Origin of the sequence: Leptolyngbya sp. Cla-17, assembly GCF_016807185.1 — a bacterium.
In the GTDB taxonomy this organism is placed as follows: Bacteria; Cyanobacteriota; Cyanobacteriia; order Leptolyngbyales; family Leptolyngbyaceae; genus ULC077BIN1.
In genome coordinates this window covers 1,711,033-1,737,516 of sequence record NZ_JAEVYN010000001.1, presented here as the reverse complement: position 1 = coordinate 1,737,516, position 26,484 = coordinate 1,711,033, and the positions used below count along the sequence as shown (strand labels likewise).

24 protein-coding genes are annotated in these 26,484 nt (G+C 47.1%); 10 read left to right on the top strand and 14 right to left on the bottom strand.

What is annotated here, in order from left to right; genetic code table 11:
* Positions 1-20: 20 nt before the first annotated feature.
* From JOY44_RS07815 to JOY44_RS07800, 4 genes are all read right to left on the bottom strand, one after another.
* The gene (locus JOY44_RS07815; RefSeq protein WP_171573053.1) at positions 21-449 is read right to left on the bottom strand and encodes a DUF1348 family protein; all 429 of its coding nucleotides are present in this window, start codon (positions 447-449) and stop codon (positions 21-23) included.
* Positions 450-480: 31 nt separating this feature from the next.
* The gene (locus JOY44_RS07810; protein ID WP_171573052.1) at positions 481-1,506 is read right to left on the bottom strand and encodes a Nit6803 family nitrilase; all 1,026 of its coding nucleotides are present in this window, start codon (positions 1,504-1,506) and stop codon (positions 481-483) included.
* Positions 1,507-1,555: 49 nt separating this feature from the next.
* Positions 1,556-2,038, bottom strand: a complete 483-nt coding sequence (locus JOY44_RS07805) for an MSMEG_0572/Sll0783 family nitrogen starvation response protein (protein ID WP_171573051.1) — start codon at positions 2,036-2,038, stop codon at positions 1,556-1,558.
* A gap of 255 nt (positions 2,039-2,293) precedes the next feature.
* Entirely contained in the window at positions 2,294-3,718 is a 1,425-nt protein-coding gene (locus tag JOY44_RS07800) for a LuxR C-terminal-related transcriptional regulator (RefSeq protein WP_171573050.1), read from the bottom strand.
* A 335-nt stretch (positions 3,719-4,053) separates the two neighbouring features.
* Here JOY44_RS07800 and JOY44_RS07795 point away from each other — a divergent pair, with 335 nt between their 5' ends.
* On the top strand, positions 4,054-5,340 hold the full coding sequence (locus JOY44_RS07795; protein WP_171573049.1) for an MSMEG_0569 family flavin-dependent oxidoreductase: 1,287 nt from the start codon (positions 4,054-4,056) through the stop codon (positions 5,338-5,340).
* A 12-nt stretch (positions 5,341-5,352) separates the two neighbouring features.
* Here the strand turns inward: JOY44_RS07795 and JOY44_RS07790 are convergent, their stop codons facing one another.
* The 6 genes from JOY44_RS07790 to JOY44_RS07765 all read right to left on the bottom strand — a co-directional run bounded on the left by JOY44_RS07790 (position 5,353) and on the right by JOY44_RS07765 (position 11,981).
* A complete protein-coding gene (locus JOY44_RS07790; RefSeq protein ID WP_171573048.1) occupies positions 5,353-5,979 on the bottom strand; it encodes a hypothetical protein in 627 nt (208 codons plus the stop codon).
* 340 nt (positions 5,980-6,319) lie between these two features.
* A complete protein-coding gene (locus JOY44_RS07785) occupies positions 6,320-7,396 on the bottom strand; it encodes a TerB family tellurite resistance protein (protein WP_171573047.1) in 1,077 nt (358 codons plus the stop codon).
* 198 nt (positions 7,397-7,594) lie between these two features.
* Positions 7,595-8,842: an RNA polymerase sigma factor SigC gene (gene sigC / locus JOY44_RS07780; protein ID WP_171573046.1), complete on the bottom strand. Its 1,248-nt coding sequence runs from the start codon at positions 8,840-8,842 to the stop codon at positions 7,595-7,597.
* Positions 8,843-9,406: 564 nt separating this feature from the next.
* Positions 9,407-10,387: an NAD(P)H-dependent glycerol-3-phosphate dehydrogenase gene (locus JOY44_RS07775; protein ID WP_171573045.1), complete on the bottom strand. Its 981-nt coding sequence runs from the start codon at positions 10,385-10,387 to the stop codon at positions 9,407-9,409.
* Positions 10,380-11,282 carry a lipoyl synthase gene (lipA, locus tag JOY44_RS07770; protein WP_171573044.1) on the bottom strand — a complete coding sequence of 301 codons (903 nt, stop codon included), beginning with the start codon at positions 11,280-11,282 and terminating at the stop codon, positions 10,380-10,382. The genes JOY44_RS07775 and lipA overlap by 8 nt, the downstream gene beginning before the upstream one ends.
* Positions 11,283-11,408: 126 nt before the next feature.
* On the bottom strand, positions 11,409-11,981 hold the full coding sequence (locus JOY44_RS07765) for a DUF3611 family protein (protein WP_171573043.1): 573 nt from the start codon (positions 11,979-11,981) through the stop codon (positions 11,409-11,411).
* Between the two features lie 265 nt (positions 11,982-12,246).
* Here JOY44_RS07765 and JOY44_RS07760 point away from each other — a divergent pair, with 265 nt between their 5' ends.
* The 3 genes from JOY44_RS07760 to JOY44_RS07750 all read left to right on the top strand — a co-directional run bounded on the left by JOY44_RS07760 (position 12,247) and on the right by JOY44_RS07750 (position 14,144).
* Positions 12,247-12,921, top strand: a complete 675-nt coding sequence (locus JOY44_RS07760) for a response regulator transcription factor (protein WP_171573042.1) — start codon at positions 12,247-12,249, stop codon at positions 12,919-12,921.
* Between the two features lie 289 nt (positions 12,922-13,210).
* Complete coding sequence (locus JOY44_RS07755) at positions 13,211-13,588, top strand: PadR family transcriptional regulator (RefSeq protein ID WP_171573775.1); 378 nt, start codon at positions 13,211-13,213, stop codon at positions 13,586-13,588.
* 22 nt (positions 13,589-13,610) lie between these two features.
* Complete coding sequence (locus JOY44_RS07750) at positions 13,611-14,144, top strand: cofactor assembly of complex C subunit B (protein WP_171573041.1); 534 nt, start codon at positions 13,611-13,613, stop codon at positions 14,142-14,144.
* Positions 14,145-14,232: 88 nt separating this feature from the next.
* Here the strand turns inward: JOY44_RS07750 and JOY44_RS07745 are convergent, their stop codons facing one another.
* Positions 14,233-14,553, bottom strand: a complete 321-nt coding sequence (locus JOY44_RS07745; RefSeq protein WP_171573774.1) for a DUF3155 domain-containing protein — start codon at positions 14,551-14,553, stop codon at positions 14,233-14,235.
* Positions 14,554-14,775: 222 nt separating this feature from the next.
* Here JOY44_RS07745 and JOY44_RS07740 point away from each other — a divergent pair, with 222 nt between their 5' ends.
* A complete protein-coding gene (locus tag JOY44_RS07740) occupies positions 14,776-16,236 on the top strand; it encodes a sensor histidine kinase (protein WP_203031949.1) in 1,461 nt (486 codons plus the stop codon).
* A gap of 176 nt (positions 16,237-16,412) precedes the next feature.
* Here JOY44_RS07740 and JOY44_RS07735 read toward each other — a convergent pair whose 3' ends face one another.
* Both JOY44_RS07735 and JOY44_RS07730 read right to left on the bottom strand, forming a co-directional pair.
* Positions 16,413-17,642 carry an S-layer homology domain-containing protein gene (locus tag JOY44_RS07735; RefSeq protein ID WP_171573039.1) on the bottom strand — a complete coding sequence of 410 codons (1,230 nt, stop codon included), beginning with the start codon at positions 17,640-17,642 and terminating at the stop codon, positions 16,413-16,415.
* Positions 17,643-18,070: 428 nt separating this feature from the next.
* Positions 18,071-19,981, bottom strand: a complete 1,911-nt coding sequence (locus JOY44_RS07730; protein WP_171573038.1) for a transglycosylase domain-containing protein — start codon at positions 19,979-19,981, stop codon at positions 18,071-18,073.
* A 313-nt stretch (positions 19,982-20,294) separates the two neighbouring features.
* On the opposite strand from JOY44_RS07730, the gene tyrS reads away from it, so the two are divergent.
* The 3 genes from tyrS (at position 20,295) to pyrF (ending at position 23,017) form a co-directional block, all read left to right on the top strand.
* Positions 20,295-21,569: a tyrosine--tRNA ligase gene (gene tyrS, locus JOY44_RS07725; RefSeq protein WP_197985050.1), complete on the top strand. Its 1,275-nt coding sequence runs from the start codon at positions 20,295-20,297 to the stop codon at positions 21,567-21,569.
* A gap of 46 nt (positions 21,570-21,615) precedes the next feature.
* A complete protein-coding gene (locus JOY44_RS07720; protein WP_171573037.1) occupies positions 21,616-22,164 on the top strand; it encodes a hypothetical protein in 549 nt (182 codons plus the stop codon).
* Positions 22,165-22,288: 124 nt separating this feature from the next.
* On the top strand, positions 22,289-23,017 hold the full coding sequence (pyrF, locus tag JOY44_RS07715) for an orotidine-5'-phosphate decarboxylase (protein ID WP_171573036.1): 729 nt from the start codon (positions 22,289-22,291) through the stop codon (positions 23,015-23,017).
* A 62-nt stretch (positions 23,018-23,079) separates the two neighbouring features.
* Here pyrF and JOY44_RS07710 read toward each other — a convergent pair whose 3' ends face one another.
* Positions 23,080-24,990 (bottom strand): cyanophycin synthetase, encoded by a 1,911-nt coding sequence (locus JOY44_RS07710; RefSeq protein ID WP_171573035.1) that lies wholly within the window; start codon positions 24,988-24,990, stop codon positions 23,080-23,082.
* Between the two features lie 195 nt (positions 24,991-25,185).
* On the opposite strand from JOY44_RS07710, the gene JOY44_RS07705 reads away from it, so the two are divergent.
* Positions 25,186-25,398, top strand: coding sequence for a hypothetical protein (locus JOY44_RS07705; protein ID WP_171573034.1), 213 nt, complete (start codon positions 25,186-25,188; stop codon positions 25,396-25,398).
* Between the two features lie 91 nt (positions 25,399-25,489).
* Positions 25,490-26,368, top strand: a complete 879-nt coding sequence (locus tag JOY44_RS07700; protein WP_171573033.1) for a cyanophycinase — start codon at positions 25,490-25,492, stop codon at positions 26,366-26,368.
* Positions 26,369-26,484 lie beyond the last annotated feature (116 nt).

Here is a 26,484-nt window from a genome sequence, read left to right as displayed (position 1 = left end):
CTTAGCCATTGGTTGGTTCATCAGGGTTTCCGTTCCCACCGAAACTTTCTGTCAGATTCCTGAATCAGCACATCGTTGATGCTTGCCTGCCGTCGTTGCATCAATCCGTTGTCTGCAAACTCCCACTGCTCATTACCATAAGCGCGATACCAGTAGCCAGAATCATCGTGCCACTCGTACTCAAAACACACCGAAATCCGGTTTTCCGTAAAGCTCCACAGTTCTTTCTTCAGGCGATAATCCAGTTCCTTTGCCCACTTGCGTTTAAGAAAGGCTGCGATCGCTTCCCTTCCAGTAAAAAACTCAGCCCGGTTTCGCCACTGAGAGTCTTCTGTATACGCCAGAGCAACTCGCTCTGGATCGCGGCTATTCCATGCATCTTCGGCCGCCTGTACTTTGGCTTTAGCCGTTTCTAAGGTAAAGGGCGGTAGGGGAGGTTTGGTTTGCATAAAGTTAGAGGTTAGGAACTAAGGATAGGTGCTAAGGATCAGGGGTTAGGCGAAGCGGCTCTGTAGTTAGAGCAAGTGGACTGGAGACCCCTGCTCCATTTGCCTCCGGTCGTCTATTCTCTGTCCCTTGCCCCCTGACTACTGTCTGAGCCGCAGAGTTCACTTGCAATTGCAGCAGTTCAGGACGGGCATAGTGACCGACGGAATCCATCATCCGCTTCCGCTTGGTTATTAAAGAGAAGTCAAGGTCAGCGATCGCCATGCCTTCACCCTCAGTAATGGGCGTGCAAAGATGCGCTCCTTCAGGACTAATAATGGTGGTGTGACAGCCACCGCTCAACACCTTTTGCAGCTTTTCATCAGGGGTGATTTGCACGATTTGCTCAGGGTCAAGCCAACCGGTAGAGTTGACCACAAAACAGCCTGCTTCCAGCGCATGATGGCGAATCGTCACCTCCATTTGGTCGGCAAAAATTTGTCCCACCATGGAGCCAGGAAATTGAGCGCAATGGATTTGCTCATGCTGTGCCATCAACGCAAATCGCGCTAAGGGATTGTAATGCTCCCAACAGGCAAGTGCGCCCACCTTGCCCACTGCGGTATCCAACACGGTTAGCCCGGAGCCATCGCCTTGTCCCCACACCATGCGCTCGTGGTAGGTGGGGGTGATTTTGCGCCGTTTTAACAGCAGCGTGCCATCTGCATCAAAGATCAGTTGGGTGTTGTAAAGCGATCCGCCGTCGCGCTCGTTGACACCCAACACCACGACCATGCCATAGGATCGGGCTGCCCGACTCACCGCATCGGTGACTGGGCCAGGAACAACTACTGCTTCCTCATACAGCCGCATGTGTTCTTTTCCCATCAGCACAGGCGGCTGCACAAACGAGAAGTAAGGATAGTAGGGCACAAACGTTTCAGGAAATACGATCAGTTGAACGCCCTCTGTGGCAGCCTTTGCGATCGCTGCCAATACCTTTTCCGTCGTTCCATCTCGGCTAAACAACACCGGGCTAATTTGCACAGCGGCAGCTCGAACTTTGCGTAAATAATCCATAATCTAAAATCACTTGCCCCTACAACCCGATCCCCAAACCTGCAACCCGCTACAACGTCCAGGTATCCAAAATGAACGCTCCATCTTTGCGATGCATCAACACCAAATCCAGCACATCCAATGGGCTGATGGGTCGAATACCAGGAAGGAGGGCGGGTTCTCCATGTCCATACAGGGCTTGTAATGCGAAGCGACAGGCGTAAATTTTGCCACCTTCAGCCATAAATTTTGTCAGATTATTGGCGAAGTTTTGATGACCGGGAAACGCTTCATCACCCAGTTTGGGAAAACCACGCTGAATGCCCAGTGTGACTCCAGGACCATAGAGCAAAATGGACGTTTCAAAGCCTTTCCGCTGTAGGCGCAAGGCTTGAAGTTGGTTGACCAAGCCAATGGAGCCTTCAAAAGCAACAGTGTGAAAGGTAACTAGTGCTTTTTCTCCGGGTTCTGCTTTAACGTCAGGAAATACTTTTTCTTCGTAATCTACAAAAAAATCGCCCGACTTATGAGCGGGAATTGTTACTTCAGGCATGAGTTTTCCTTAATTAAAATCGCCAATCTTTAGAGTACGATCGCAGTGCAAAGTTAGGTCTGCACAACGCAACGAATACGATGCAGAGTAAGAGGTGTCACAAGTGCGTTTTTGTGTCTCTAGCTACAAAGTTTAGAATTCTAGCGGTAGTGATAGGTTAATTTCTAATGGAATGAATTGTCTTATCTTATTTGTATTAAAAGCTGTTTAAATCGATAGGTTTTGATAGACTAACGAGAGCAGGAAATGGGTGAATTATTGAATCCAGCCACGAACAATCGCCTGATGAAGTGCCTGATAGCGTGTTTTTGCCTTCAGTTTTGTCAGTACGTTATTCATATGAAACTTGACGGTGCTTTCGCTAATGTGAAGACGGGTGGCAATGTCGCGATCGCGTAGTCCCTCAGCGAGTAGGTTCATCACGTCTAGCTCCCGTTCTGATAAACAGGCGGATTGACTAGCGTTTTCAATATTCCAGGTTCTACCCTGATTAACCGCTGTCACCGCTTCTAAAAATTCGGCTGGAGTCGTCGATAAATTAATGCACCCCATCACACCTTTAGGCACCGGGTTTGTTTGGCGAATCCACAGCACAGAGCGACCGGGTTCAACCTGCGTCAGATCGTCGGTTAATAAAGCGATCGTCGGGTGAGGCACATCGCACAGGGTCAGTCCTGCTAGAAGCGCTAGGTGAGTAAACACAGCTTGCAGAATGGGTTGATGACATTGGATAGTAAGGCGCTGCGCGATCGCGTTTTTATCAGCATCGCTTGGATAAGGCACCTGTAATGACAACTGAAGCGCTTTTTGATTGGCACCGATTTGATGCAAACTACCGCCTGCATAGGTTGCCATGAGCCGTAGGTTGGTTAAAGCGGCTTGAGTAAGCTGTGGGTCTAAGTTTGAATCTGTAACAGGCACGATCGCTTCTAATGTCACCGCTTTAGCGCTATAAAGCAAGCGGCAGTAAGTGCAGCCTAGTTGATTCAAAATCTGGGCAGATTGAAGAAACACATAGGTTAGCGGAGCTGCTAGCGGCTGTTCGGTGCCAATCAGCGTGAGGCGGGTTGACTTGAGCAGAGTTGCTAATTGATCGGAAAGCGATACATCCGCTAGATTAGGGCGGACAGGCGCTGAGGTCTTCATCTGCTGTTGATATTGCAGTGCGGCATCTAAGGACACAGACACTGTAGTGCATAACATTTGCAGCACTTCCAAAAATTCGGTTGCCATTGCCCGGTGGCTAAAGGTTGCCAACACTCCCACCACACGATCTCGCACCGTCAGCGGATATCCGGCAAATCCTCGAATATTGTTGGCGATCGCCCACTGCCGATCCTTCACCCACGCTTCATCTGCCAGATGATTGCTCAAAAAAGACACTCGATTTTGGGCAATCTTGCCAACTTTATAGGCACCCATCGGCACCCGTGCAAAAGATCCATTAATGTGAGTATAAAGCCCTGAAGAAGCCACTAATCGCAACGTCGTTTGCTCTGGCTCCATTAGCCAAATTCGCGCAAAGGCAATGTCAAACTTTTCGACCAACCCATTGGTGACAAAATGAGCGATGTCGTCCGGTAATAAGCAACCCGCAAAGCTTTGAGCAATTTCATTGCTGCGCTGAAGATCAAATAGCAATCGAGTTGGATCGAGTAAGTCCGCCACTATGTCCGGCATTCTGTTAATAGCTCAACTAGCCTGCTTCTATTGAGACTTAGTTAGGCCACAGACTTTGTATCTCAAGCTACCTCTTCTGACATCAAACTATCTATTTAGGCAGGTCACTTCAGATCCCATAAGCGTTAGTATCTCTAGCCTCAATAACGCCTATCTATAAAATTAGACTTCAAGATTGTGTAGTGAGAGATACAGGAATACTGATTTTCAAATTCTATGGTCAAGAGGTGAATTAAGGTGGCAGGTGTTGAATCGCAGAAAGTGTTTTCGTAGATTCAAGATGCCCCTTTAATCAAGTCCTTCGTCAATCAAATAATTAACATTCCTAGTTGAAAATGAGCAATCACTATTCTGTCATTATTGTGGGCGGGGGGCAGGCTGGGCTATCGATCAGCTATTGCTTAAAGCAGCAGGGCATTGATCACATTGTGTTTGAGAAAAACCAGATTGGTTATTCATGGCAAACCAAGAGATGGGACTCTTTTTGCCTGGTAACTCCTAACTGGCAATGTAAGCTGCCTGGATATACCTATCCTGGATCCGAGCCGCATGGATTTATGCAGAAGGATGACATTGTTGAATACATTAAAGACTATGCAAAATCTTTTGAGCCACCTGTAAAAGAAGGCGTGGAAGTGACGAGCCTGCGAAAGCGGCAAGCACAGGAGGGATTTGAGGTCAGTACTACCATTGGCGACTACACTGCTGATCAAGTGGTGATTGCATCCGGTAGTTACCACTTGCCGAAGCTACCAAAAATTTCAGAACGGTTGCCAGAAAACATTGTGCAGCTTCATTCATCTGAGTACAAAAATCCTCAATCTTTACCGAATAAAAGCGTGTTAGTGGTTGGCACAGGGCAGTCGGGCTGTCAGATTGCAGAAGATTTACATTTGGCGGGTACCCAAGTGCATTTATGTGTAGGAGGCGCACCGCGATCGCCTCGTCGCTATCGCGGAAAAGACGTGGTGGATTGGCTGGAAGAACTGGGTTACTACGACTTATCCATTGATGATCATCCGCAAAAGGAGAAAGTACGGACTAAAGCAAATCATTACGTTACTGGGCGCGGTGGAGGGCGAGAAATTGACCTGAGACAATTTGCTTTAGAGGGGATGAGGCTGCATGGCAGACTCAAAACTATTACATCTGAAAAACTTGAGTTTTGGGATGATCTAAAACAGAATTTAGATCAAGCGGATGCGGTTGCGGAAAGCATCAAAAAAACGATTGATGCTTTCATTGAAAAACACCAAATTCAAGCACCTGTTGACCCACCATTTTATCCAGTTTGGGAACCTGAATCAGAAGCCTTAGCACTAGAGTTTGAGGCGGCAAATATTGGCGCAGTCGTTTGGTGTACCGGCTATCAATCAGATTTTAGCTGGATTGAAATTCCAGTGTTTGATGGCAAGGGCTATCCAGGACACAATCGCGGAGTTTCCGATGTGCGAGGACTTTACTTTTTGGGCTTGCCGTGGCTCTATACCTGGGGTTCTGGGCGCTTTTCGGGCGTGGCACGGGATGCAAATTATCTGGCGGATTGCATCCTGTCCCGCCAAAAAATATTACAACCTAGTTTTTCCAGAGCGCTTGTTAACGAAGTGGCACTCGGTTCGTAGTACTAGCGGTTATCAATATTCGGTTTGGCGCACCCACAGGGCAAGTCCGCCGCCGCGCCCCCTTGCTGCAATGAAATTTTCGGTGATGAGGAAAAAGGCAAAGAAGGGTAGTTTCGATATCGCCCTTTGCTCAAATGCGATCGCTTGATCACCGCTCCGAAAGTTGCCTGAATAAAGAGTTTTGCCTAGTATGGAAAACTGTGCTTGGTTGAAGTCAAACACCAGTAGGTTCTTTTTGCCGGGATAGCGAAACGATCCTGTAACCCGAAACACAATGGAGCCGACCTGAATCTGGTTACCAATGTCTCCGCTGGGACTGTTCGGTTCAATCTCAGCAGGTTGAATAAAAGAAATTTGGGCTTGGGCAATTTTAGGCACATAAATGCCTTTTGCAGTCTGGAACGATTGTCCATTTACCTTGGACAGCGTTGTGAAACATAGCCGCCAGTGTCCCAGTAATGCCTCTAAGGGGTAAGCCAATCGCTGTTGTTTCACGACTTTCTCGGCTGCCACCATCGCAGCAATCACCGCTTGGGCATTGGGTCGCTTTCCACCATCACGAAACGCCTCTGCTGCTTGATTCAGCGTGGCAACAAAGGCGGGTGCATCAAGCGATTGGACTACATTTGAAATTGGCATTGCTGTGTCAGAAAATATGAAACTGATAGAGATAGCTTTATTCTGCCAAATCAGCAGTCTCTTTTCACTTTTCTAGGTTCGCGATTACTCCTACTGATTTTCGCGTAACTCGGTTTTTAAATCAGCGTCGCCCCTGAGCCTCCTAAATCTCATCATGTAACGGACAATCGCAATGCTGCACAGCGACTTTTTTTTGTAGTGCCAGATGTCAATGTTGCACAAACGAAAAAAGGGATAGCGGACTATCCCAGTTGTTGTTCTTACAGTCAGAGGAAAAAATTAACCCAACGCTTTCAAGTAATCGCGATCGCGCCTTATCGTTAGCCTGAGTGAACTCAACTTATGCTATAGCTACTATTGTTTCCTCAATGTCACTGTCTGAGAATCCAAGTAGTCTTCCTACTTGTTTGATATACATTTTCTCAGTGATGTGGAAAGTGCCATCGCGCTTAGCAAGCGTAATTAAATCTACGAGCAAACCAATAGCATCATCTGGAGATGCCTCTATAGCGGAGTAATCTACGCTAAATTTCTTATCCACGCTCAATGTTTGGCGGATTTCTGCTATTTCATTACTCGTCAAATTAGCGTTACGAAGAATAGTTTTTATGTATTCTCTTTCTTCAGGTTTAACTGTGCCATCTACCCTCATAAGATTGATAAGGGTCTGAATTTTTGCCATGTCTACACCACTCTTACCAATCACATCAGCCTGAGCAACAGTCGATGTAGGAATGGTTGTGGCAGTCACATCGATTGGCTTTATGTCTTCTTCTACAGGATTCTCTGAAACTTCAATATCCTTGCTAAAAATTTCCTTAGCTTTTTTACCAGTTTGCTGAGTCATCCAACGTGACCATGTTGCCATTGCTGCGGCACCTACAATTGGTAGCCATTTGCTAATTGCAGATTTAAGCGCTTGTTGAGTTACTCGCCCTGCTAACAAAGAGACGATTTGCTGAAAAACTCGCAGCGTAACGCGCTTTACTAGCACTTTATTACCGTGCAGAACAAGTAAAGAACCAGCACTTGCTCCCATTGCTGTAACGAAAATTCCTGCTAGGAGTTCTTTAGTCAAAACTTTGCTTTTTCCCTGCGCCCTACCAATGTCATAAATCATGGCAAGTTGGTTTCGGATAACGATCAAGAGTTCCGGAATAACTGCCACCATGCCCCAAGGCCCTGGGACAAGACCCAGCGCGCCTGAAACAGACGCATTCTTTGTACTGTAAGAGTTAATGATGGAATCAACAGACCCTTCATTAGGAACCTTATCAGGATTTTCAGCAAAGTAACTTCTACGCTCTATGACTACCGAATCAAAAAGATCAAACATCTTTTCAGCAAGTTGAGCTTGAAGATTCTGAATGATATCATCGCTGTTTTCTACAGGGATTGAGACATCTTGTGTTGTCATTTCGTTAAGACACTTTACGCAAAACTGTATTTTGAATCGGCGTAGATGCAAGTCACATTTTTATTCGCAGTTAGCGTCCTAATCTGCCTAACAGCAATTTTGTCCAATCTATTCGCAAGCCATAACGCTTAGTCTCAGATCGGACACTCAATACGGCGGGATAAGTGTTAAATAGAGCAGCTTATCCCACTGTATAAACTAACCCAGCGCTTCTAGGTAGTCGCGGACGCGATTGCGGCGTTTGGGTTGGCGCAGTTTTTGCAGGGCTTTGGCTTCAATCTGACGAACTCGTTCACGAGATAGCTCTAGCGCCCGACCAATTTCAGCCAGAGAGTAGGGCTGTCCGTCGCCCAAACCAAACCGCATTTGGATGACATCTCGTTCGCGAGTAGTCAGGTCTGCTAATAACTGCTGTAAGTCGCGACGGAGAGATTCCCGCATCAAGGTATCTTCCGGCGTGATTTCGTCAGTCTCCAGCAGATCGCCCAGTTCCGTGTCTTTTTCCTTGCCCACCTTGGTTTCCAAAGAAATAGAGCGGGGCACCCGTAGCAACACTTCCCGTACTTGGGGAGCGGTCATATCCAATTCAAGGGCGATGTCTTCGATACTAGCGGTGCGTCCTTTCTCTTGAGAAATTTTGCGCTGAGCTTTTTTGATTTTGTTCAACTTTTCGGTGATGTGGACCGGCAAGCGAATAGTGCGGCTCTGGGTGGCGATCGCGCGGGTAATGCCCTGACGAATCCACCAGTAGGCGTAAGTGCTAAAGCGATACCCTTTAGTAGGGTCAAATTTTTCTACGGCGCGCTCCAAGCCTAGGGTACCTTCCTGAATTAGGTCTAGCAGTTCCAAGCCTCGATTCTGATACTTTTTGGCAACGGAGACGACTAGGCGCAAGTTTGCCTTGATCATATGCTCTTTGGCGCGGCTCCCTTCAGATTGGATGCGCTCCAATTCATCGACTGGCAGGTTTGCGATCGCTGCCCAACGGTGTTTTCCGGCTGCCAAACAAGGCTTTAGTTCTGTAATATCGATGTCGCCTTCACTTGCCCAGCGTTCTAAGGAGGGGCGATGTCCGAGTTGAGAGGCAAGGCGATCGTGGGTTTCCACCAATTTGACATACTGCTGAATCGCTCCAGTTTCTTTTTCCACCGCTTCTGCGCGCAACTCTAGCAATGCCATATAGCGCTGCACTCGCTGAGCCTCTGAGACTTCTTCGTCTCGCCCTAGCAAGCGAACACGCCCAATCTCTTGAAGATACAAACGAACAAGATCAGTGGTGCGCTGAGAGGCAGCTCGATGAAAACTGTTAGGGTCTACAGTATCCATCTGTAAATCCATCGCATCAACGGAATGATCTTCAGCATGGGGGCTACTCGGCTGAAAACGTTGAAAATACACTTGTTGTTCGTCGTAGTCTGCTTCAGCGTAGAAAGTTGTTGCTGGCATAGTCTCGTCTCTGTTGCTCCAGATAAGAATTAGCTTCAGTCAGATATTAAAAGTAGTGTTCCCTTCAGGGGGGACTGATGAACACGGCTTAGGGTTCCGTAACGATCCCTTTTTGAAGCTGTCGATATAAATGGTCAGAATTATGCGATCGCTCAGACACATAACCCGTCGTAGATTGCCGCACCTATACTTAAAAAAGCAGAAGTCTTTTGTGCTAAAAGTATCTTTTGACACCAGGTTCCGCGTTTCAGTCAGTATAGAGAGCCGTCAAGCAAAAGGTCGTGACTTGAATCAAGGCATACGCTAACCTACATCACCCTCTTGCTTCTTTCCTGACTTTGAAAGCGGAATCCGGCATCTTCACCAATGCTTTGAAGGACGGTTTGTTTAATTAGGAAACCGTAAAAGATTAGAAATAGGGCTTGCAATCCGTGTAAAAGTACGGAGTGTGAAGTGCGGACTTCGGCGTGAGCGCTCAGTCGAACGAGTGGGAAGCATCGAGTTTTGAGTTCGCTACTCGCCCTATTTTCTACGAAGATGCTATGCGAACGCCATTCTTTGTTTCTAACAATTTTCGGGTTTGCGATCGCGCAACATCAAAGCCTCCAGAGCAGCGTGGGGCGTAATGTTTCCTTGCAGCAGTTGATTGACCTGATGAGAAATGGGCAAAGCAATTTGCTGCTGAGCGGCAAGGCGAACTAACACTTGGGTCGTGTTCACGCCTTCAGCCGTGCCTTGCAAAGATGCCAACACCTCAGACAATTGTTTCCCTTGAGCCAAACTATACCCTACTTGATAATTGCGGCTGAGGGCGCTATTGCAGGTGGCAAGTAGGTCGCCTAAGCCTGATAGACCGTAGAAGGTATCGGGTTTAGCGCCCCAATCGGTGCCGATGCGGATGATTTCTGCTAGCCCACGAGTCACAAGAGCGGCTTTGGCATTGGTGCCCAATTGTAAGCCGTCGCAGGCCCCTACCGCGATCGCGATTACATTTTTCAAAATGCCGCCTAGTTCTACCCCTAACACATCAGTATTGGTGTAAACCCGAAAGCTGGTAGAAGAAAATGCCTGCTGTACTTGCTCAGCAGCCGTTTCGTTTTCACTGGCAACAACCGTCGCCGCTGGCAAGCCTTTTTGAATTTCTGCCGAAAGATTGGGTCCTGATAGCACAACCACAGGATGATTGGGCAATGCAGTCTGCCAGATTTGCGAGGGTAAGCAAGGCAGTTCTGTTTCGCTGCCAGAATCGGGGTCAAGTCCTTTGGTAGCAGAAATAAGGATGGCATTTGGCGTAATTTGCAGCGATCGCACCTGCTCGACCACCATTCGCACTCCTTTCATGGAGACGGCAGAAACCACCATCTCTGCCCCACATAACACAGACTGCAAGGAAGAAGAACCTTGTCGCGACCACAGTCTCACCATATGACCTTGATGCGAAGCCAGAGTTGCTAAGGTCGTACCCCACGCTCCGGCACCAAGAATGGCGATCGTTTGGGGTTCGGAGTTCGGGGTTTGAGGTTCGGGAATAAGCCGATTATTCATGATTGACGGCAATGCTTAATGTCTTCTGCCGTGGGTGGCGTTCCATTAAAGCTCGCACCTGCTCGGCATGGTAGGAACTGCGGGTGAGAGGAGAAGAGACCACTTGGAGAAAGCCAATGGACTCGCCATAGTCACGCCATGAATCGAATTGCTCAGGCGTAATGAAATCCTGAACTCCTAAATGCTTTTGACTGGGCTGGAGATATTGACCAATAGTGAGAATATCGCAATCTGCTTGCCGTAGGTCATGCATCACCTGCTTCACTTCTTCATCGGTTTCACCTAAGCCTGCCATAATGCCGCTTTTAGTGTATACCCAAGGGGCTAGTTCACGGCTGCGGCGTAGTAGTTCTAGCGATCGCCGATAGTCTCCCTGTGGACGAACCCGGCGGTAGAGGCGCGCGATCGTTTCGGTATTGTGGTTTAGCACATCCGGATGGGCGTTGAGGATGGTTTCTAGTGCGTTCCAGTTGGCGCATAAATCAGGAATCAGCACTTCGATCGTCGTGCCTGGAGAGGCAGTGCGAATGGCGTGAATGCAGCGATCGAACTGAGAAGCTCCACCATCGGGCAGATCATCCCGATTCACCGAAGTTACCACCACATGATTCAGGCGCATCCGCCGAACCGCTTCGGCAAGGCGATCGGGTTCCGTTAAATCGAGCGGCTGTGGTTTCTTTTCAAAGTCAATATCGCAGTATGGACAAGCGCGAGTGCAAGCAGGTCCCATGATCAAAAAGGTGGCAGTACCATGATTGAAGCATTCGCCAATGTTGGGGCAGGAGGCCTCCTCACAGACTGTGTTTAGCCCCAAATCCCGCAAAATATCTTTAACTTTGCCGACCCGTTCCCATTGGGGCGCTTTAACTCTTAACCACTCTGGCTTGACAACCACGTTTCAATCCCGGTGTGTATGTATACTTCAGTTTATCAAGGACAGTGGCAAGAAGGTTGGTCATTTTGCCCCAACGCATCTGTTGTAAAGCCAAGCTTGAAAGACCGAGGAGGTCTAGTAAAATCGCTATTTATTCATCTGGTTTAGCAGCCATAGCGCCGATACAATCCCTGCAAACTGCGCCAAAATCACGTTGATACTTGCCTGTACGACAAATGTATCCGCTGGTTGAATAAAGCGCGATGGGTCAGTGTTTACAAAGCCCCCAATTCCCTGACTGAGCGCCTTACTCACTAGCAACCCCACAATTGTTTCTGCGCCTAAGATTGCCAGCAGCATTCCCACCAAACTCACCATCAAGCCAAAGCGGATCGCTTGAATCGCCTCAGATTTTTTAGGACGTACCGTTTTATCACTGCCCAACCGTCGCCCATAGGCGACATAGCGACTGAGCGACCAAAACATATTGAAACCTAAAAGTCCAAGCCCAATAATCGTTAAGACACCCCCAACCCCAGTGCCTGGATTACTAGGAGAACCTGCGCTGCGACCTGCTGCCACTGCGAAAATCAAGGTGATAGTAGAAACTACAGTCAACACCAGCTGTACCCAAAAGCTCACCCACCCTGTGAGCCTAAAAGCTTTGGCAATTTGCTGAACGGTTGGTGACGGACCACCAGAAAAACCTGTTTTATTCATACCCACTGTTGTAAGCGCTCCACCCAAAGCATCCTAGCGAATATCAGCCATTGGATGGGCAAAACCTGCATGGCTATAGTGTCGCATGGAGATTGCTCTTTAGTTTGATAGAAGCACTCATTCAGTTCAATCTACTAATTTGGCTTCAAATTAGAATGCTGATAGCGGTTTGCATTAGGATGTGGAGACCGCTTGATAAAAGTTTTTATTTATGGCTGTATTGAACAGCTAGTAAGTTTTCTGTTTGTGGGAATTGGATTGATTTATGTCCACTACACCTTCTCCTAAAAACCTTGCCCCAGAGCTACCCCCGTTAAATGTGCTGATTGTGGAAGATGATCCCATGATGCAGTTGGGGTTAGAGCAAACGCTGGGAGACTATCCACAGTTAACCATTGTGGGTCAGGCGACCGATGGCTATCTGGCAGTTGAAATGGCAAAATCTCTGAAACCAGACATTATTGTGATGGATATTGGATTGCCTCGCCAAGATGGCATTGCCGCAACGCAGCAAATTAAGGCGATATTGCCTGAAATTCATATCGTGATCCTCACGTCACACATGACCGAAATAGAGGTCATTGCTGCACTTTCCAGTGGGGCAGATGCCTTTTGCATTAAGGGGGCAAATGTTGATCGATTAATTGCCGCGATCTCGGCGGCCAAAGAAGGAGCAACCTACCTCGATCCGCAAATTGCCCGTCGTGTCATCGAACATCTCAAGCCGCCTACATCGCAGACCATAGTTGGACGACTTTCTCAGCGCGAAATGGAAGTGCTGAAACTAATGGTAGATGGCTACAGTAATCCCGAAATTGCGACTGCCCTTTACCTAAGTCCCAACACCATCAAAACTCATATTCGAGGAATCATGAACAAGCTTGCTGTGGATGACAGAGTACAAGCAGCCGTAGTTGCACTCAGAGCTGGGCTTGTATGATCATCTGGTACACAGGATTAGGCACGCCTCTATGGGGTCTACAAAATCCCTGCAAAGACTGATTATGGTGCCTATTCTAGATAATCTCATAATCTCCAAAAAAGGCGTGATCTCAAGATGATTCCCAGGTATTGCCCGGAATAACTGTTTTCCATTAGTAAGTAAAATCAAACCCCAAGTGGATGCTGTTTTCCATTAGCTATTGCTAAGGTTAAGGGAACAAAATATTCACCGGGTAGTTCCTTATGTTCACGCTCAAGACTCATTGCTTGTTTAAATGGTAAAAACTATGAAGTTTGAAGATATTTATCGCTTTTTCCAGGCTCCGCCGCCTTTCTACCTCAATAAAGAACTTGCGGTTTGCTATGTTCTGGCCGTACTTGTCCGGGGCGATTCCTATGGAACTGAACTGATTCAGCTTCTGGAAAATGAAAGTAATGACTACCGCCTTTCTGATACTGTTCTCTACAGTGCCCTGAAATTTCTTGAAGAAGAAGGAATCATTGTCGGGTATTGGAAGAAAGTCGCGGGAAGAGGTCGCCCACGTCGGATGTATCAAATTCAAGGTGATGCTCAGCAACATGCTCACGAGCTTTCGCATCTTTGGCAGAAATATATCCAACGTTCTGACGGTTTGTCTCAATCATCTGAGCTAGCTCGTAGCTAGAAATTAATAGGTAGGTTCTGTTATGGGTGTTCCCGTTCTGTCATCAACGGTGTTTTTAACCGTGTTGATGTTAATTGGACTAGTGTTTTTTATTCGCGCTTCGGTTAAAGACCGTACCCAAGCACTTTCATTTACTTCAGAACAGCCTGAGGCTAGTTTGGCGAGCCAATTGCAACAATATTTCACTCAACGTGCTTATCGTGTGACGACGGTTGACAGTGAAAAAGACCAAATTACATTTGAAGGAATTGTTCGTCCTAGCGTGTTTCTAGCAATATTTCTAGTGATGCTAGCGATAGTTGGAACCCTGTGTCTATCACTCATATTAGTGATTTCAGTTCCTAGCCTGTCTAAGGGCGCTTTTGTTCCAATAATATTTTCTCCATTTGCAGGGCTCTTTTATTGGCAAAAGGCAAAGCGCCCTGAAAAAGTTGTGCTTAAGCTTGAGGCATCTTCAACTGAGCTATCTACTTCTCAAAGTTTTCTAACCGTCATAGCCCATCGTGATGAATTGCTGGCGTTACAACGGGCACTTCCGTTGAAACTGGCTGAATAGATGTTGGTTTCATACCCCTTCACAAGTAGTCCCGCTAAGGAAGATTCCTAGCGGGACTACTTGTTAGAAAGAAATTTTTCTGTTTTAGTCAAGCCTTCCGTGCAGAAATTGCCATTTCAAGGGGTACTTCATCCTCAGGTGGTCTTAAGCTGGGGAAAAGGAAATGATTTTCTTCAACGTACTGCGCTCCAAAAAGCCCTTTCTCCGCCCAGAAGTACCGATCCGTGGTATGCTCATTTCGCTTAACGAGTAATAGAGCAGGCGGAAGAATCCCTTCTGAATGAATAAATTTGCGGGCTGCTGTTACCGGCTTATCTTCCCCACATTCAATGCTGAACTGTGGTATATGTTCAAGAATTCTGCGACCTTCTTGCCGACGGCGGCTTTTGCGCTTGCGTCTCCTTGCCAATCCCGCTATCCCCTTTACTAATGGCTTCAAGTGTAGTTTTAGTTACAAAACCAGTCGCAAGTATATCGATTTAGCTCAAAAATTACAATTTGTTTTAACCCATTGATACAAAGACTACATCTGCTTGAAGAAACAGATAAGAATACTTGTATATATGAAGCGGTTTTAGAGATTTCTAATGTAAATATTCTAGAAGGATAAAAAGCGGTTATCGGCATGTTAATGCCTATTAGTTCTGAGTTTACGGCACTTTGTCGATCGCAGGTTTCGCTACTGACCCAAGCGGTAGGTGCGTCAATCAGTATTGTTTACATTAATCAAGAGCAAGGGGAGGGCACTCCAGCACAGTTGACACCAATCGCTGTTTATCCTGATGGCTCTGCTGATCTGCATGGATTTGAGGTGCCGTTGTTATCTGATGGCAATCTATCTTCCTATCCGGTTCAACTGCCAAGAAGTAAGATGCTACCTCCATCCGGGCAAACCGGAAGCAATGGTCTTGTGGCTGCTGTAGGATCAAATCCCTCGCGCTCAGAGGTACCCTACCCAGTCAAACCGATAGCAGACAAATCCTCCTTGGCAAATCGGTGTCAAATTGTGTTGCCGCTGATGCATGAAGAAATGATGTTGGGCTTGTTGGTGACGCAGCGAGACGATCGCCCGTGGACAACGTGGGAAGAGGCACAGGTACAAGAAGTCGCAACGTCGATCGCGATTGCCTGTGTTTTGGATCAGCGCTATCAATGGATGGCTCGCGATCGACAGCAGGAGCACACTCTGCGAATGCAGCAGCACGACATGATGGATAATCTGCTGCATCAATTTCGCAACTCTCTCTCAGCATTACAAACGTTTGGCAAACTGATGATCAAACGGCTGCTGCCGGGAGATAATGCCCATGATATCGCCACTAATATGGTGCGAGAAGCCACCCGCCTTAAAGAACTGTCTCAGCAGTTGGAGTTGGTCGCTGGAATCAACACTCCCCAACAGCTAGCGCTTCCCCCGTCATTTGATGCTACCCCAACGATGGTTCAACCGTTAGGCGATGCTGTTATTGAAGTGCAAACGGTTCCCCTTTTGCCAACAGCAGGCTTTTTGGCAAGTACTTCTCTCCCCTTAGAACGATGCTTAATAGAATCAGTCATCGAGCCTTTGCTTGCCTCTATAAGCACTTTGGCAGAAGGCAGAGGTCAGACGTTACATCGGCAGATTCCTGAAGATCTGCCGCCGGTGTGGGCAGCTCCTCAAGCTTTGCGAGAAGTGTTGCATAACTTGCTTGAAAATGCTGTAAAGTACACGCCCGACAACGGTCATATTTTTATTACGATTATTGCAAATGAGCCTGCTATCGGGGCTGGTGTTGAATGTGAGAATCACCAATCTTGGCTAGAAATTTCGATAACAGATACTGGATTTGGGATTCCTCAGCATGATTTGCTCCATCTGTTTGAACGGCATTATCGAGGAGTGCAGGCTGAAGGAATCATTCCTGGAAGCGGCTTGGGTTTGGCGATCGCTAAAACCCTGATCGAACAAATGCATGGCACGATTCAAGTCGTTAGTCCGGCTGATTTAACCAAGATCGACAGGGCTAAAGCCATTTCACTGTTTATGGATAGACCCGGTACTACTTTTGTGATGCAGCTTGCGATCACGCTGGATGGTTCCGATGATGGCTAGCAGATAACCGATTTCAAATAACAGCCCATGAATGAAGTGCTGGTTGAAAGTTGCATGTCAGCTCGATAAACCCAAAAAAGCTGAAGGTCTAACTGGTTGAACCTTCAGCTTTGAAATGTCCTTAAAAATAGAATGAAGGTGGTGGATTAGCAAGCAATTCACCCACCCCTTCACTTTTATGGAAGCGACAAGTCAGAATTTAATGTTAGCAACAGATCTGTGCTTGGATTAATGGCGTACAAGTCGATTCTATCTGGAAAGAGTAAAGTCAATCCTGCACCCACGACTGCACCAGGCAGAACTTCATAGGCTTTAATTGTGCGATCGCCAGTCACCGCTGAAATTCCAGCTGCAGCGCCCGCACCCAGCAATGTGCTTGCCACAATTTTGGTAGTTGAAGGCGACTTGGTAATGGTTTCAGTTTTAGTAATGAGGCTAGATGCCGCATTCACTGGTAGCCGCTTACCATCCGGCAAGACAATTTCACCTGCCGTAAACTGAGCGCCACTAGGAGTCGTTTTAAGCTGACCCACCACGTCGCTTCCAGCCGGAATGAGCACTTGCCCCTGTGATGTCACCACATTTTGAGCAACTTTCATTCTAAAGGGAATCGGTGGCTCATTTTTAGCCAACAGAATCTTATCCGCCCCTTCATATCTCACAGGAATGGACGTGCCTGCTGGAATCTTAATTCCGACAGGAGGAAGGTCACCAAAAATATAAGGCGACTGAATCGCAGCCACTTGACCTGTGCTAACTAAGGATTGAAAGAGGAACGCTGCCACTTCTGCCCGTGTTGCCACCTGATTGGGTCTAATCAGGCGAATATCGGGAAAGTTTACGACCATGCGTCGTTGAGTAGCAGCAGCAACCCCATTACGAGCATATTGAAGAACAGTGTTACCGTCGGCAAAAAGACCAAGGGTACTATCAACCGATCCGGTTGGGGCATAGTTCAAGCCGCTTGTAAGCGAAACCAACACCTGAGAGCGCGGAATGTTTTCATCGGGTCTAAATACATTCCCCGGATAGCCAGCCATAAAGCCCATAGTGTACGCCTTTTGAATAGGCGCTGCTGCCCAGTAGTTGTTCGTGGGTACATCCACAAACGAAATGGGTTCGCGAACTCGTGGTTGGTTGAATGCTTTATTGATCATTGCGGCAAATTGGGCACGAGTGACCGGCTGCTCAGGACGGAAAGTACCATCTTCAAAACCTGCAATCACGCCACGTGCAGCAAGCTCACTAATAAAAGGAGTTGCCCAGTAATTAGGCGGAACATCTGGGAAAGAAGATTGAGAGTACGCTGGGGTACTGATCATCACAATCGGTGCAACCGTTCCGGTTACAAGTCCTAGGGCAACTAATACAGTGGCCCCTGACTTCCAAGTGCTGGAATTCAACATGAGAGAACTCTCCAAAGAAACATCGACTATTCGTTAGCTATTTAGACCTTACACAAGGTAAGAAGGTTCCTCAGGAGATCACAGCAGAAACTGACGGTTATGTAGCAAAAATGCTCTGATGTTGGAGTTTCTGTTGGGCGATCGCCTTATGCTCCTAAAGCTAGAGACGCACCACCAGCGAATTAGTTGCTCCTAAACGCTGAATTGATTCCCCTTTGAAATCAGGTAATGAATCAATGTAGAACGACATCACAGCAGCCGAAAACCACCTCTCAGAGCTTTTAGCAAGTCTTGCAACTGCATGATACTCTCAGAACTGTTTAATGAACGATTAATCGAACGCATCTACTGACGGACCTTAGGGCTTGTTTGAAACCGCCCTAAAGCCGTGCTGCGATCGCGTCTTTAACTCTCAATTCAGATTAGCTCTATGGTCTTGGAAAATCTGAAGCCGGACGGAAAGACTCTACTGGAGTGCCTTGCAAGGCCCGCGACATGAAATTTCGCCAAATCGGTGCAACAAAAGTCCCCCCCGTTGCCCCATACCCTATGGAGGTATAGTCATCATTGCCAACCCATACCGCTGTTGCTAATTGAGGCACATAGCCGACAAACCAAATATCTCGCTCAGACGTAGTGGTTCCAGTCTTTCCTCCCGCCGGACGACCAATATTCGCCGCTGTTGCCGTCCCACCATTAATCACTCCCTGCATTGCACTGTTCAACGAAGCGACCGCCCACGGGTCTAGAACAAGCTGTGGCTTTGGTGTGTTGTCTAACAACACATTTCCAGAGCTATCAGTCACTTGCACAATAAAGGTTGGCTCCGAGTACCAACCACCGCTGGCAAAGGTAGCAAAGGCTCCAGCCATCTCTAGTGGAGTCAAATCTACCGAGCCAAGCGGTAGAGATACCACAGGCTCAATCGGACTACGAATGCCCAGCGTCCGACAAATATCAATCACCTTATTCAGCCCCACTTCCTGCCCCAGTTTTACGGCTGGAACATTGCGTGAAACTGCTAGCGCCTGACGAATGGAAATGGGTCCTGAAAAAGAACCATCATAATTTTGTGGATAGTACATTTCGTATCCATCAGGGTAGCCAACTGGGCTATCGTCAACAGTCGAGTCGGGCGTATACTTCCCAGAGGCAAAAGCAGCATAGTAAACAAAAGGCTTGAATGCCGATCCAGGTTGTCGCACTGCTTGAATTGCCCGATTATATTGACTCTTGCGATAATCTACGCCGCCCACCATTGCTTTTACAAAGTGGGTGCGCGGATCTACCGATACTAAAGCCATTTGGTCAGCATATACGCCTTGGGCAATCAGCGATCCATGCCCTTCTTTAACAACCTCTTCCGCCATCCGCTGAAAATTTGTGTCAATGGTTGTTTGAACGCGCATCCCGCCCTTTAGCACCGCATCGCGCCCGAAGCGTTTGGTCAATTCTTGGACTGCCGCTTCGGTAATATAGGGCGACTGGCTGGTTTGAAATGAGGTGATTGTACCCAGCTTAAGTGGCTGTTTTCTGGCAGCTTGGGCTTCTTCCGGCGTAATCCATTTTAGATCCACCATGCGGTTCAGCACTTCTTGCTGCCGCTGCTTTGCACCTTTCAGGTTAGCGAATGGAGTGAGGGTTTCGGGAGATTGAATTAGCCCTGCCATCATGGCGGATTCTGCCAGGTCTAAATTGGTAACCGATTTGCCAAAGTAACTTTGTGCGGCTGTTTGTGCGCCATAGGTGTTGTGTCCCCAATACACTTGATTGAGATACATTTCTAAAATTTGGTCTTTGGTAAAAATTTGCTCGACTCGCAGTGACAAAACCGATTCAGCTAACTTGCGGCTGAAAGCGCGTTTGGGCGTGAGGAACAGATTTTTGACAAGCTGCATAGTCAGGGTGGAACCACCTTCTACGGTTCTGCCTTCTATCCAGTTGGCTCGTGTCGCGCGGGCAAGCGCTCCGGCGTTAACGCCATGATGCTGATAGAAATAACTGTCTTCGATCGCCATCACTGCCCGTTTGAGGTGGGGCGACATCTTATCTAGCGGCACCACTTCTCGGTTTGCCTCGCCATGTAAACTCGCCAGCAGTTTACCTTTGACATCATAGATATGAGTAGTTTCTGTGGGTGCGTAAGTTCGCAGCACCCGCACATCGGGCAAATTGCGAAAGCTAATTGCCAGACCTACAAGCCCACCGGCTACGACGGAACTGGTCAGCATCGTGACACCGAGCAATGTGCCGCCAGTGAACTTGCTAGCAGCCCTAATAAACTGGAGAACTGGCTCTTGGTTAGTATTTGGCTTTTGCTGAAGAGTGTTAGACGACACGGCGGCAATTTCCTGAGTGAGCAGTAAAGGCTGATATTCTATACGGCTTAGTTGATTTGAACTGAAGTTTTTAGTAAGTTCACATCTACTCTTTAAGTTTATGCCTGTTAGTTCTTACATCCAAAGATGTTGGTATTTATGATGACAGCATACCTTAGAGAGAAAAACTCAGCCTACTTGGGAACAAAAGGAAACGAGTTAGGATAAGATCAGTCGGTCTATTCAGGTTGAATAAAAAGATAGAATCATCAGCCAAAGAAGGCGATCGCCTGAATTGTAGCGAGATTACCTTGCCGAAGGTGAATGTTAGCCCGTGAGTGTACCAGACTCTACCGTTGAACAGCAAAGTAATTTCATGAATGATTTATTGTCGGGCACTCAGCAAGACCTTGCCTGGTTGCAGCGCGGCACCAGTGAGATTTTCCCGGATCAGCCAGCCTCTCATTCCGTGGATGATAATCTACAGCAGCGCTTAGCCAAGAGTGACGCTCCTCTACGGATAAAGTTTGGCATTGACCCCACCGGAACCGATGTGCATCTGGGGCACAGCATTGTCTTTCGGAAACTGCGCGCCTTTCAGGATGCAGGACACACAGCCGTCCTGATTATTGGCGACTTTACTGCTCGGATTGGCGACCCTACCGGCAAATCGGAAGTGCGCCGCCAGTTGACTGAAGCGGATGTGGCAGCGAATGCTCAAACATACTTGGATCAAGTTCGTCCCATTTTGGATTTTGATACGCCTGGTCGATTGGAAATTCGCTATAACTCTGAATGGCTCGCCAGTCTGGATTTGTCAAAGATTTTGTCACTGCTCACCACAATGACCGTGGGGCAAATGCTGGCAAAAGAAGGCTTTGCTGATCGCTATGACAAGGGTAACCCCATCTTTTTGCATGAATTTCTCTATCCATTGATGCAGGGCTATGACTCTGTGGCGGTCAAAGCCGATGTGGAGCTAGGCGGCACTGATCAAAAGTTCAACATTGCTGTTGGACGCGATTTGCAGCGGCATTTTGGCATCCGTCCTCAGTTTGGCTTGCTGCTGCCGATTTTGGTGGGCACCGATGGCACACAAAAAATGTCGAAATCTTTGGGTAACTATGTGGCGTTGCTGGAAGATCCATTGACGATGTATTCAAAATTGGAAAAAACTCCAGATGCAGTGCTGAAGCAATATTTTGAGCTTTTAACCAACCTGCCTTTGGATCAACTGCCTGAAAATCCGCGTGAGTGTCAAAAGTTGCTGGCGCTGGATGTAGTGACTCAGTATCATGGTCGGGATGCAGCATTGCAGGCACAGGAAGCAGCGATCGCCTTAGTGCAAGGTGTCGGCAAAACTCAGCAGACGGTGGTGCCTGAGTTTTCATTAGTTGGGGTCGAGTTTCCTGCCAAAATTTTCTATATCGTCAGTGCAAGTGGTCTATGCAAAAGCAGTTCTGATGCCCGTCGCCAAATTCAAGGGGGGGCGGTGAAGTTAGACGGCGATCGCATTGATCAAGTAGATATGACATTTGAATCGGCGGCAGCTTTGGCAGGACGAACGCTGAGTGTGGGCACCAAACGATTTGTGCGATTGGTTGCTTAATTGTTGTTGGTTGAGTGAGACGACATGGTGAGGTTTTGGGTAGCGTATGGATGTTTTTAGTTTGACGCGTGGGCTAATGGCGATCGCGATCGTCCTATCTCTAGTCGGCTGTAGTGCGAGTAAGGCTTCCCAATGTAGTAAGCTGTCCGATTCTGTGAACAAAATGCGCCCTCTCGCTACCAAATTTCAGCAAGAAGGCAAAACCTACGAAGCTTCTGTCAGAGCCGCCGCTGCTAAAAACGATTTCAGCGCTTTCAAAGCAGCTTCTGCTAGTTCTGCCAATGCCTTTAACAGCTTAATTGCCGATTTAGATGGCTTAGTCAAAGAAATTCAGGCAATTGACCTCAAAGACGAAACCTTGGTCTCTCTAAAAAACCGCTACCTACAAAACACTAGCGCCATGAATAGCGCCTTCAAAAATAACAGCAGTGCGTTAACCACCTTTAGCACCATTGAAAGTTCGCCACAAGGGTTAAAAGATCAACAAAAAGCCGCCAGTGATTTAACTCAATCTGCCGCGACCATTCAAAGTTTAGTGGTAGAAGAAGGTCGCTTAGTCGCAGATTTTAACAACTACTGCATAGAGCAAAAGTAAGAGGAATATACCTTAAGCCTAAGCCTTTTCCAGTGAAAAAAGTTTTGGAAACTTCCGGAAATTCTCCTCAAGAAGGGCTGGAATGAGGGCAAACTAGTTGCCATTTGTCATTGGAAGAAAAGTTATGGTTGAGACTATTGCAGATCGGATTATTGTGCCGTTAGATGTGCCGACAAAAGCACAGGCGATCGCGTTGCTCGATCAGTTGCCCCAAGTCACCTTCTGGAAAGTGGGTCTGGAACTGTTTGTCAGTGCTGGACCCGACATCTTAACCGAGCTCAAAAATCGCCAGAAGAAAATTTTTCTAGATCTGAAATTTCACGACATTCCCAATACGGTTGCGGGAGCCTGTCGTGCTGCTGCCCGCTACGGTGTAGATTTGCTGACCATCCATGCAACCTGCGGCAAAGAAGCTCTGAAAGCTGCCCAAAGCGCGGCAGTTGAGGGGGCTGCTGAATCTGGAAATGCTGTGCCAAATTTGTTGGCAATTACCGTATTAACCAGTTTGAATGCCCGTGCCCTAGCGTTTGATCTCAAAATCCCGCTGGAACTGCCGGAATATGCCCTACATCTGGCGCTCCTCGCCCAAGAAAGCGGACTTGCTGGAGCCGTTTGCTCTCCCCAAGAAGTGAAACAACTCCGATACACCTGCCGCGATCGCTTTCTGCTCGTGTGTCCCGGTGTTCGCCCCAGTGGATCAGAAGCAGGTGACCAACGCCGCACTCTTACCCCATGTGCTGCAATGAATGCTGGAGCCAACTATCTGGTGATTGGTCGCCCAATTACAGCGGCGGCTGATCCCGCCCTTGCGTTTCATCAAATCTGTGAAGAGTTGATAGTCAAACCAGCCTAAAGACTGCCCAGAAAATTGTAAGAGCGCATCCTTAACAGATGCATCTAACCAGATTCAGTCATTTACAAGATCGTTGTGATTTCTTTCAGGTAGACTCTGCTAAATGGCTCGTCCTTACCGAGCGAATACTGCTCAATCAATCCGTTTTGATGAATTGAAACAGCGCTCCCATGCCGAATGATTACTATTGAGTCATCAAAAATATCCCGAGACAACATCATCTCGTTTTCAGTGGGATTGTCCAAAACGACGATATTACTACCGTAGTAGAACATACCTTCGAGATCGAGTGTCTCTTCGCAATACTCGGCAATCAATAGATCAAGCTTGGGGTTGCGGAGTAGATTTTGAACGTTGATGTTGTAGTCTGAATTCAAGTATTTTTCAGAGCGATTAATGAATGTGCCCTCTCGGCAAACACTACCAATCGTCCAGTGGGGATGGTGGAGTAGAATATGATCGACAATTTCTTGAATTTCAGCTGTAGAAATACGATTAAGGCTAATAGTTGGAATCCGGGCATCCTTTCCAGTTTCAAAAAAGCTCTTCAAAATATAAGCAGGAACATCTACACTCTCGCCTACAGCAGGCTTTAGATGCATGTTGATACCGGGAGCCGCATTGATTTCAATAATGCCAAAGTTTCCTTCTCGCCATGATTCTGAAAGGTCACGAGCCATTACATCAATGCCTAAGCAAGTAAGGCGAAAATATTGAGCAATATCTTGTGCCAGAATCACATTGTCAGGATGAATGTGTCGAGTGGCATCAATGCTCAAACCGCCAGCAGAAAGGTTGGCAACCTTTCGCAACAGCACTTTATGATCCTTTTCTATCACGCTATCTAGCGATAATTTCTGATCCTCTAGATAGCGTTCCATTGCTACATCATATTTTATTTTGCCAAGTGGCGATGTTGGAGTATCTATTCGAGCAGCAGTCCGATTTTCTCGCTCAATTAGCTCGCTAATCGTTGACACGCCATCGCCTATCACAAATGCAGGACACCGTTCGATTGCGGCCACAAACTTGCCATTGACGCACAACAAGCGAAAGTCTTTGCCAGCGATGCTTTTTTCAACAATGATGCGAATTGGTTGATCGTCGGGTACGGCGGCGATCGCGTTATCAAAGGCGCGTTCTAAACCATCAAAGTCTTTCACATCGGCCGTTACTCCAATACCTTTATGTCCAACAACAGGCTTAACTGCAACGGGATAACCAATCTGTTTTGCAACGGTTAATGCTTCATTTAAGGTGTAAACAATGCTGCCTGTAGGAACAGGGAAACCCAACGTATGAAGAAATTTTTTGCAATCATCCTTGCCAGTTGTAAAGTCTGAATCAATATGACTGTCATGATTGAAGGTCGTAGCAATGCCTCTTACTTGCTTACGCCCAAAACCATATTGCATCAGTCCTTCATCCCACAAATAAAAGGTAGGGATACTTAATTCGTAAGCGGTTTTAAGCAATGCATACACTGTAGGACCGCCATAGACCGAATCTCGAAAAATGCTTTGGAGCAGTTCAATCTGCTCTTCCATCCGAAATTGTTGATTACGTGTGATGGCTTCAAACCAATCCCATACGCAGTAGACGATCGCTCGACTGGTGCGCCGATGCAACGATTGTACGGCGATCCGAGTTCGTTTTCCGTGATTCTGCAAACTCCAGTGTGTTAAGTGCAGTTCCATCTCAAGCTGACTGACTTCAGCGACAGTGCGCGCGAATAGGTGAGCGTAAGAGTCATAGGATTCATCCCCTAAATGAGGATAGCGATCGCTGACCGCAGCAACATACACATCTAGGGAAAGTAGGGGATTTTTTGCAATTAAGGCAAAATCGAAGACTACTGCTGCTGTTTTCAAGTACGGATTTGAACCGATGTAGTGCCGAATATTGAAGATATCGAACGCATCAGTCGCTCGTGCGTTCACGCGATCCATTTCAATACTTTGATCCAAGACCATAACTCAATGCCATATTTATTCAGACACTATTTTAGCTTTGCACGGCTGTATTTTTCTCTACCGTAGGGTATGAATCGTTGACTGGTTCAATTAGACTGATTTCACCTCTATCTAAAGAAATGATTCTTTTGAAGGGGGGAATTGTAAAGCCTAATTGTTATGCTAAGCCTTTCCTTGTTAGGAGGGTATGACCTTATGAACAAGCACGATATAAAGGAAACTACACTTGATTTAAGAGAAGAAGTTCACAAATTAGCTGAAGCTGCTTTTCACAGTCACCTGATCTCTGGACATGGAGACAGTGAATATGATGATGAATATCAAATTGTGCATGAGGGTAAGCCAAGACATATGCCCTTAGTGGATGCACGTTCTTTTCTGACCGATTTACTTGAACAGACTAACTGATTCTTTTTTGGAATCTACCAAACGACTGTACTAAGTTTCCTAATAAAAATGCTTTATTAGGAAACTATTACTTCAGAGTTTGGAGATTACTATGACACTACAAGAGGTTCAAGAGGTAGGTACAGCATCCCAAAACAACGAGTCAGAAGTTCAAGACAGCGTGGCGCTTCCTGAAACTCATGGACAGTTGGTGATCATTGGAGGTGCCGAAGATAAAGAGGGTGACTGCAAAATCTTGCGCGAGTTTGTGCGGCGTGCAGGTGGGTTACAAGCTCGGATTGTGGTTATGACTGTGGCAACGGGGCTTCCTGGCGAGGTTGGTGAGACCTATATCAATGTATTTCAACGGTTGGGAGCTGATTCTGTCAAAGTTGTAGATACTGCGAAACGTGAGAATGCGGATGACCCCAAGGGCTTAGAGGCGATTCAAGATGCAACGGGTGTATTCTTCACAGGTGGTAATCAGGCTCGAATTACTGAATGTTTGAAGGATACCGAACTGGATAGTCTATTACATCGACGATTTTCTGAAGGCATTATTATTGCTGGCACCAGTGCTGGAGCCGCCATGATGCCTGACATGATGATTGTTGAAGGAGAATCGGAAACTAATCCGCGTATGGATGTTGCCGAAATGGATCGAGGCATGGGCTTTTTTACGGGTGTTGTGATTGATCAACATTTTGCTCAACGAGGACGACTCGGACGGTTGCTATCCGCGATCGCTCAACAGCCTGTCAATCTGGGTTTTGGCATTGATGAAAATACTGCGATCATTATCAATGGCAAAGAGCTAGAAGTGTTTGGCGAAGGAGCAATCACGGTTGTTGATGTAGCAAATCTCACTCATACCAATGTCGATAAACTTTTAAAGGATGAGCCGCTTGCCCTGTGCAACGCAACTCTGCACATTCTTCCCCATGGGTATGGGTTCAACTTAGAAAAAAGAACACCGATTGAAAGAAAATAGATCGGGTTGCATAGCCTATTACCTATCTAATTGACACATTTATATCTCTGCGCGTCTGGGTGCTAAGCAGTACTCAGACGTTGCGGCAGGAAATATAGTGCGATCGACCACTGAGC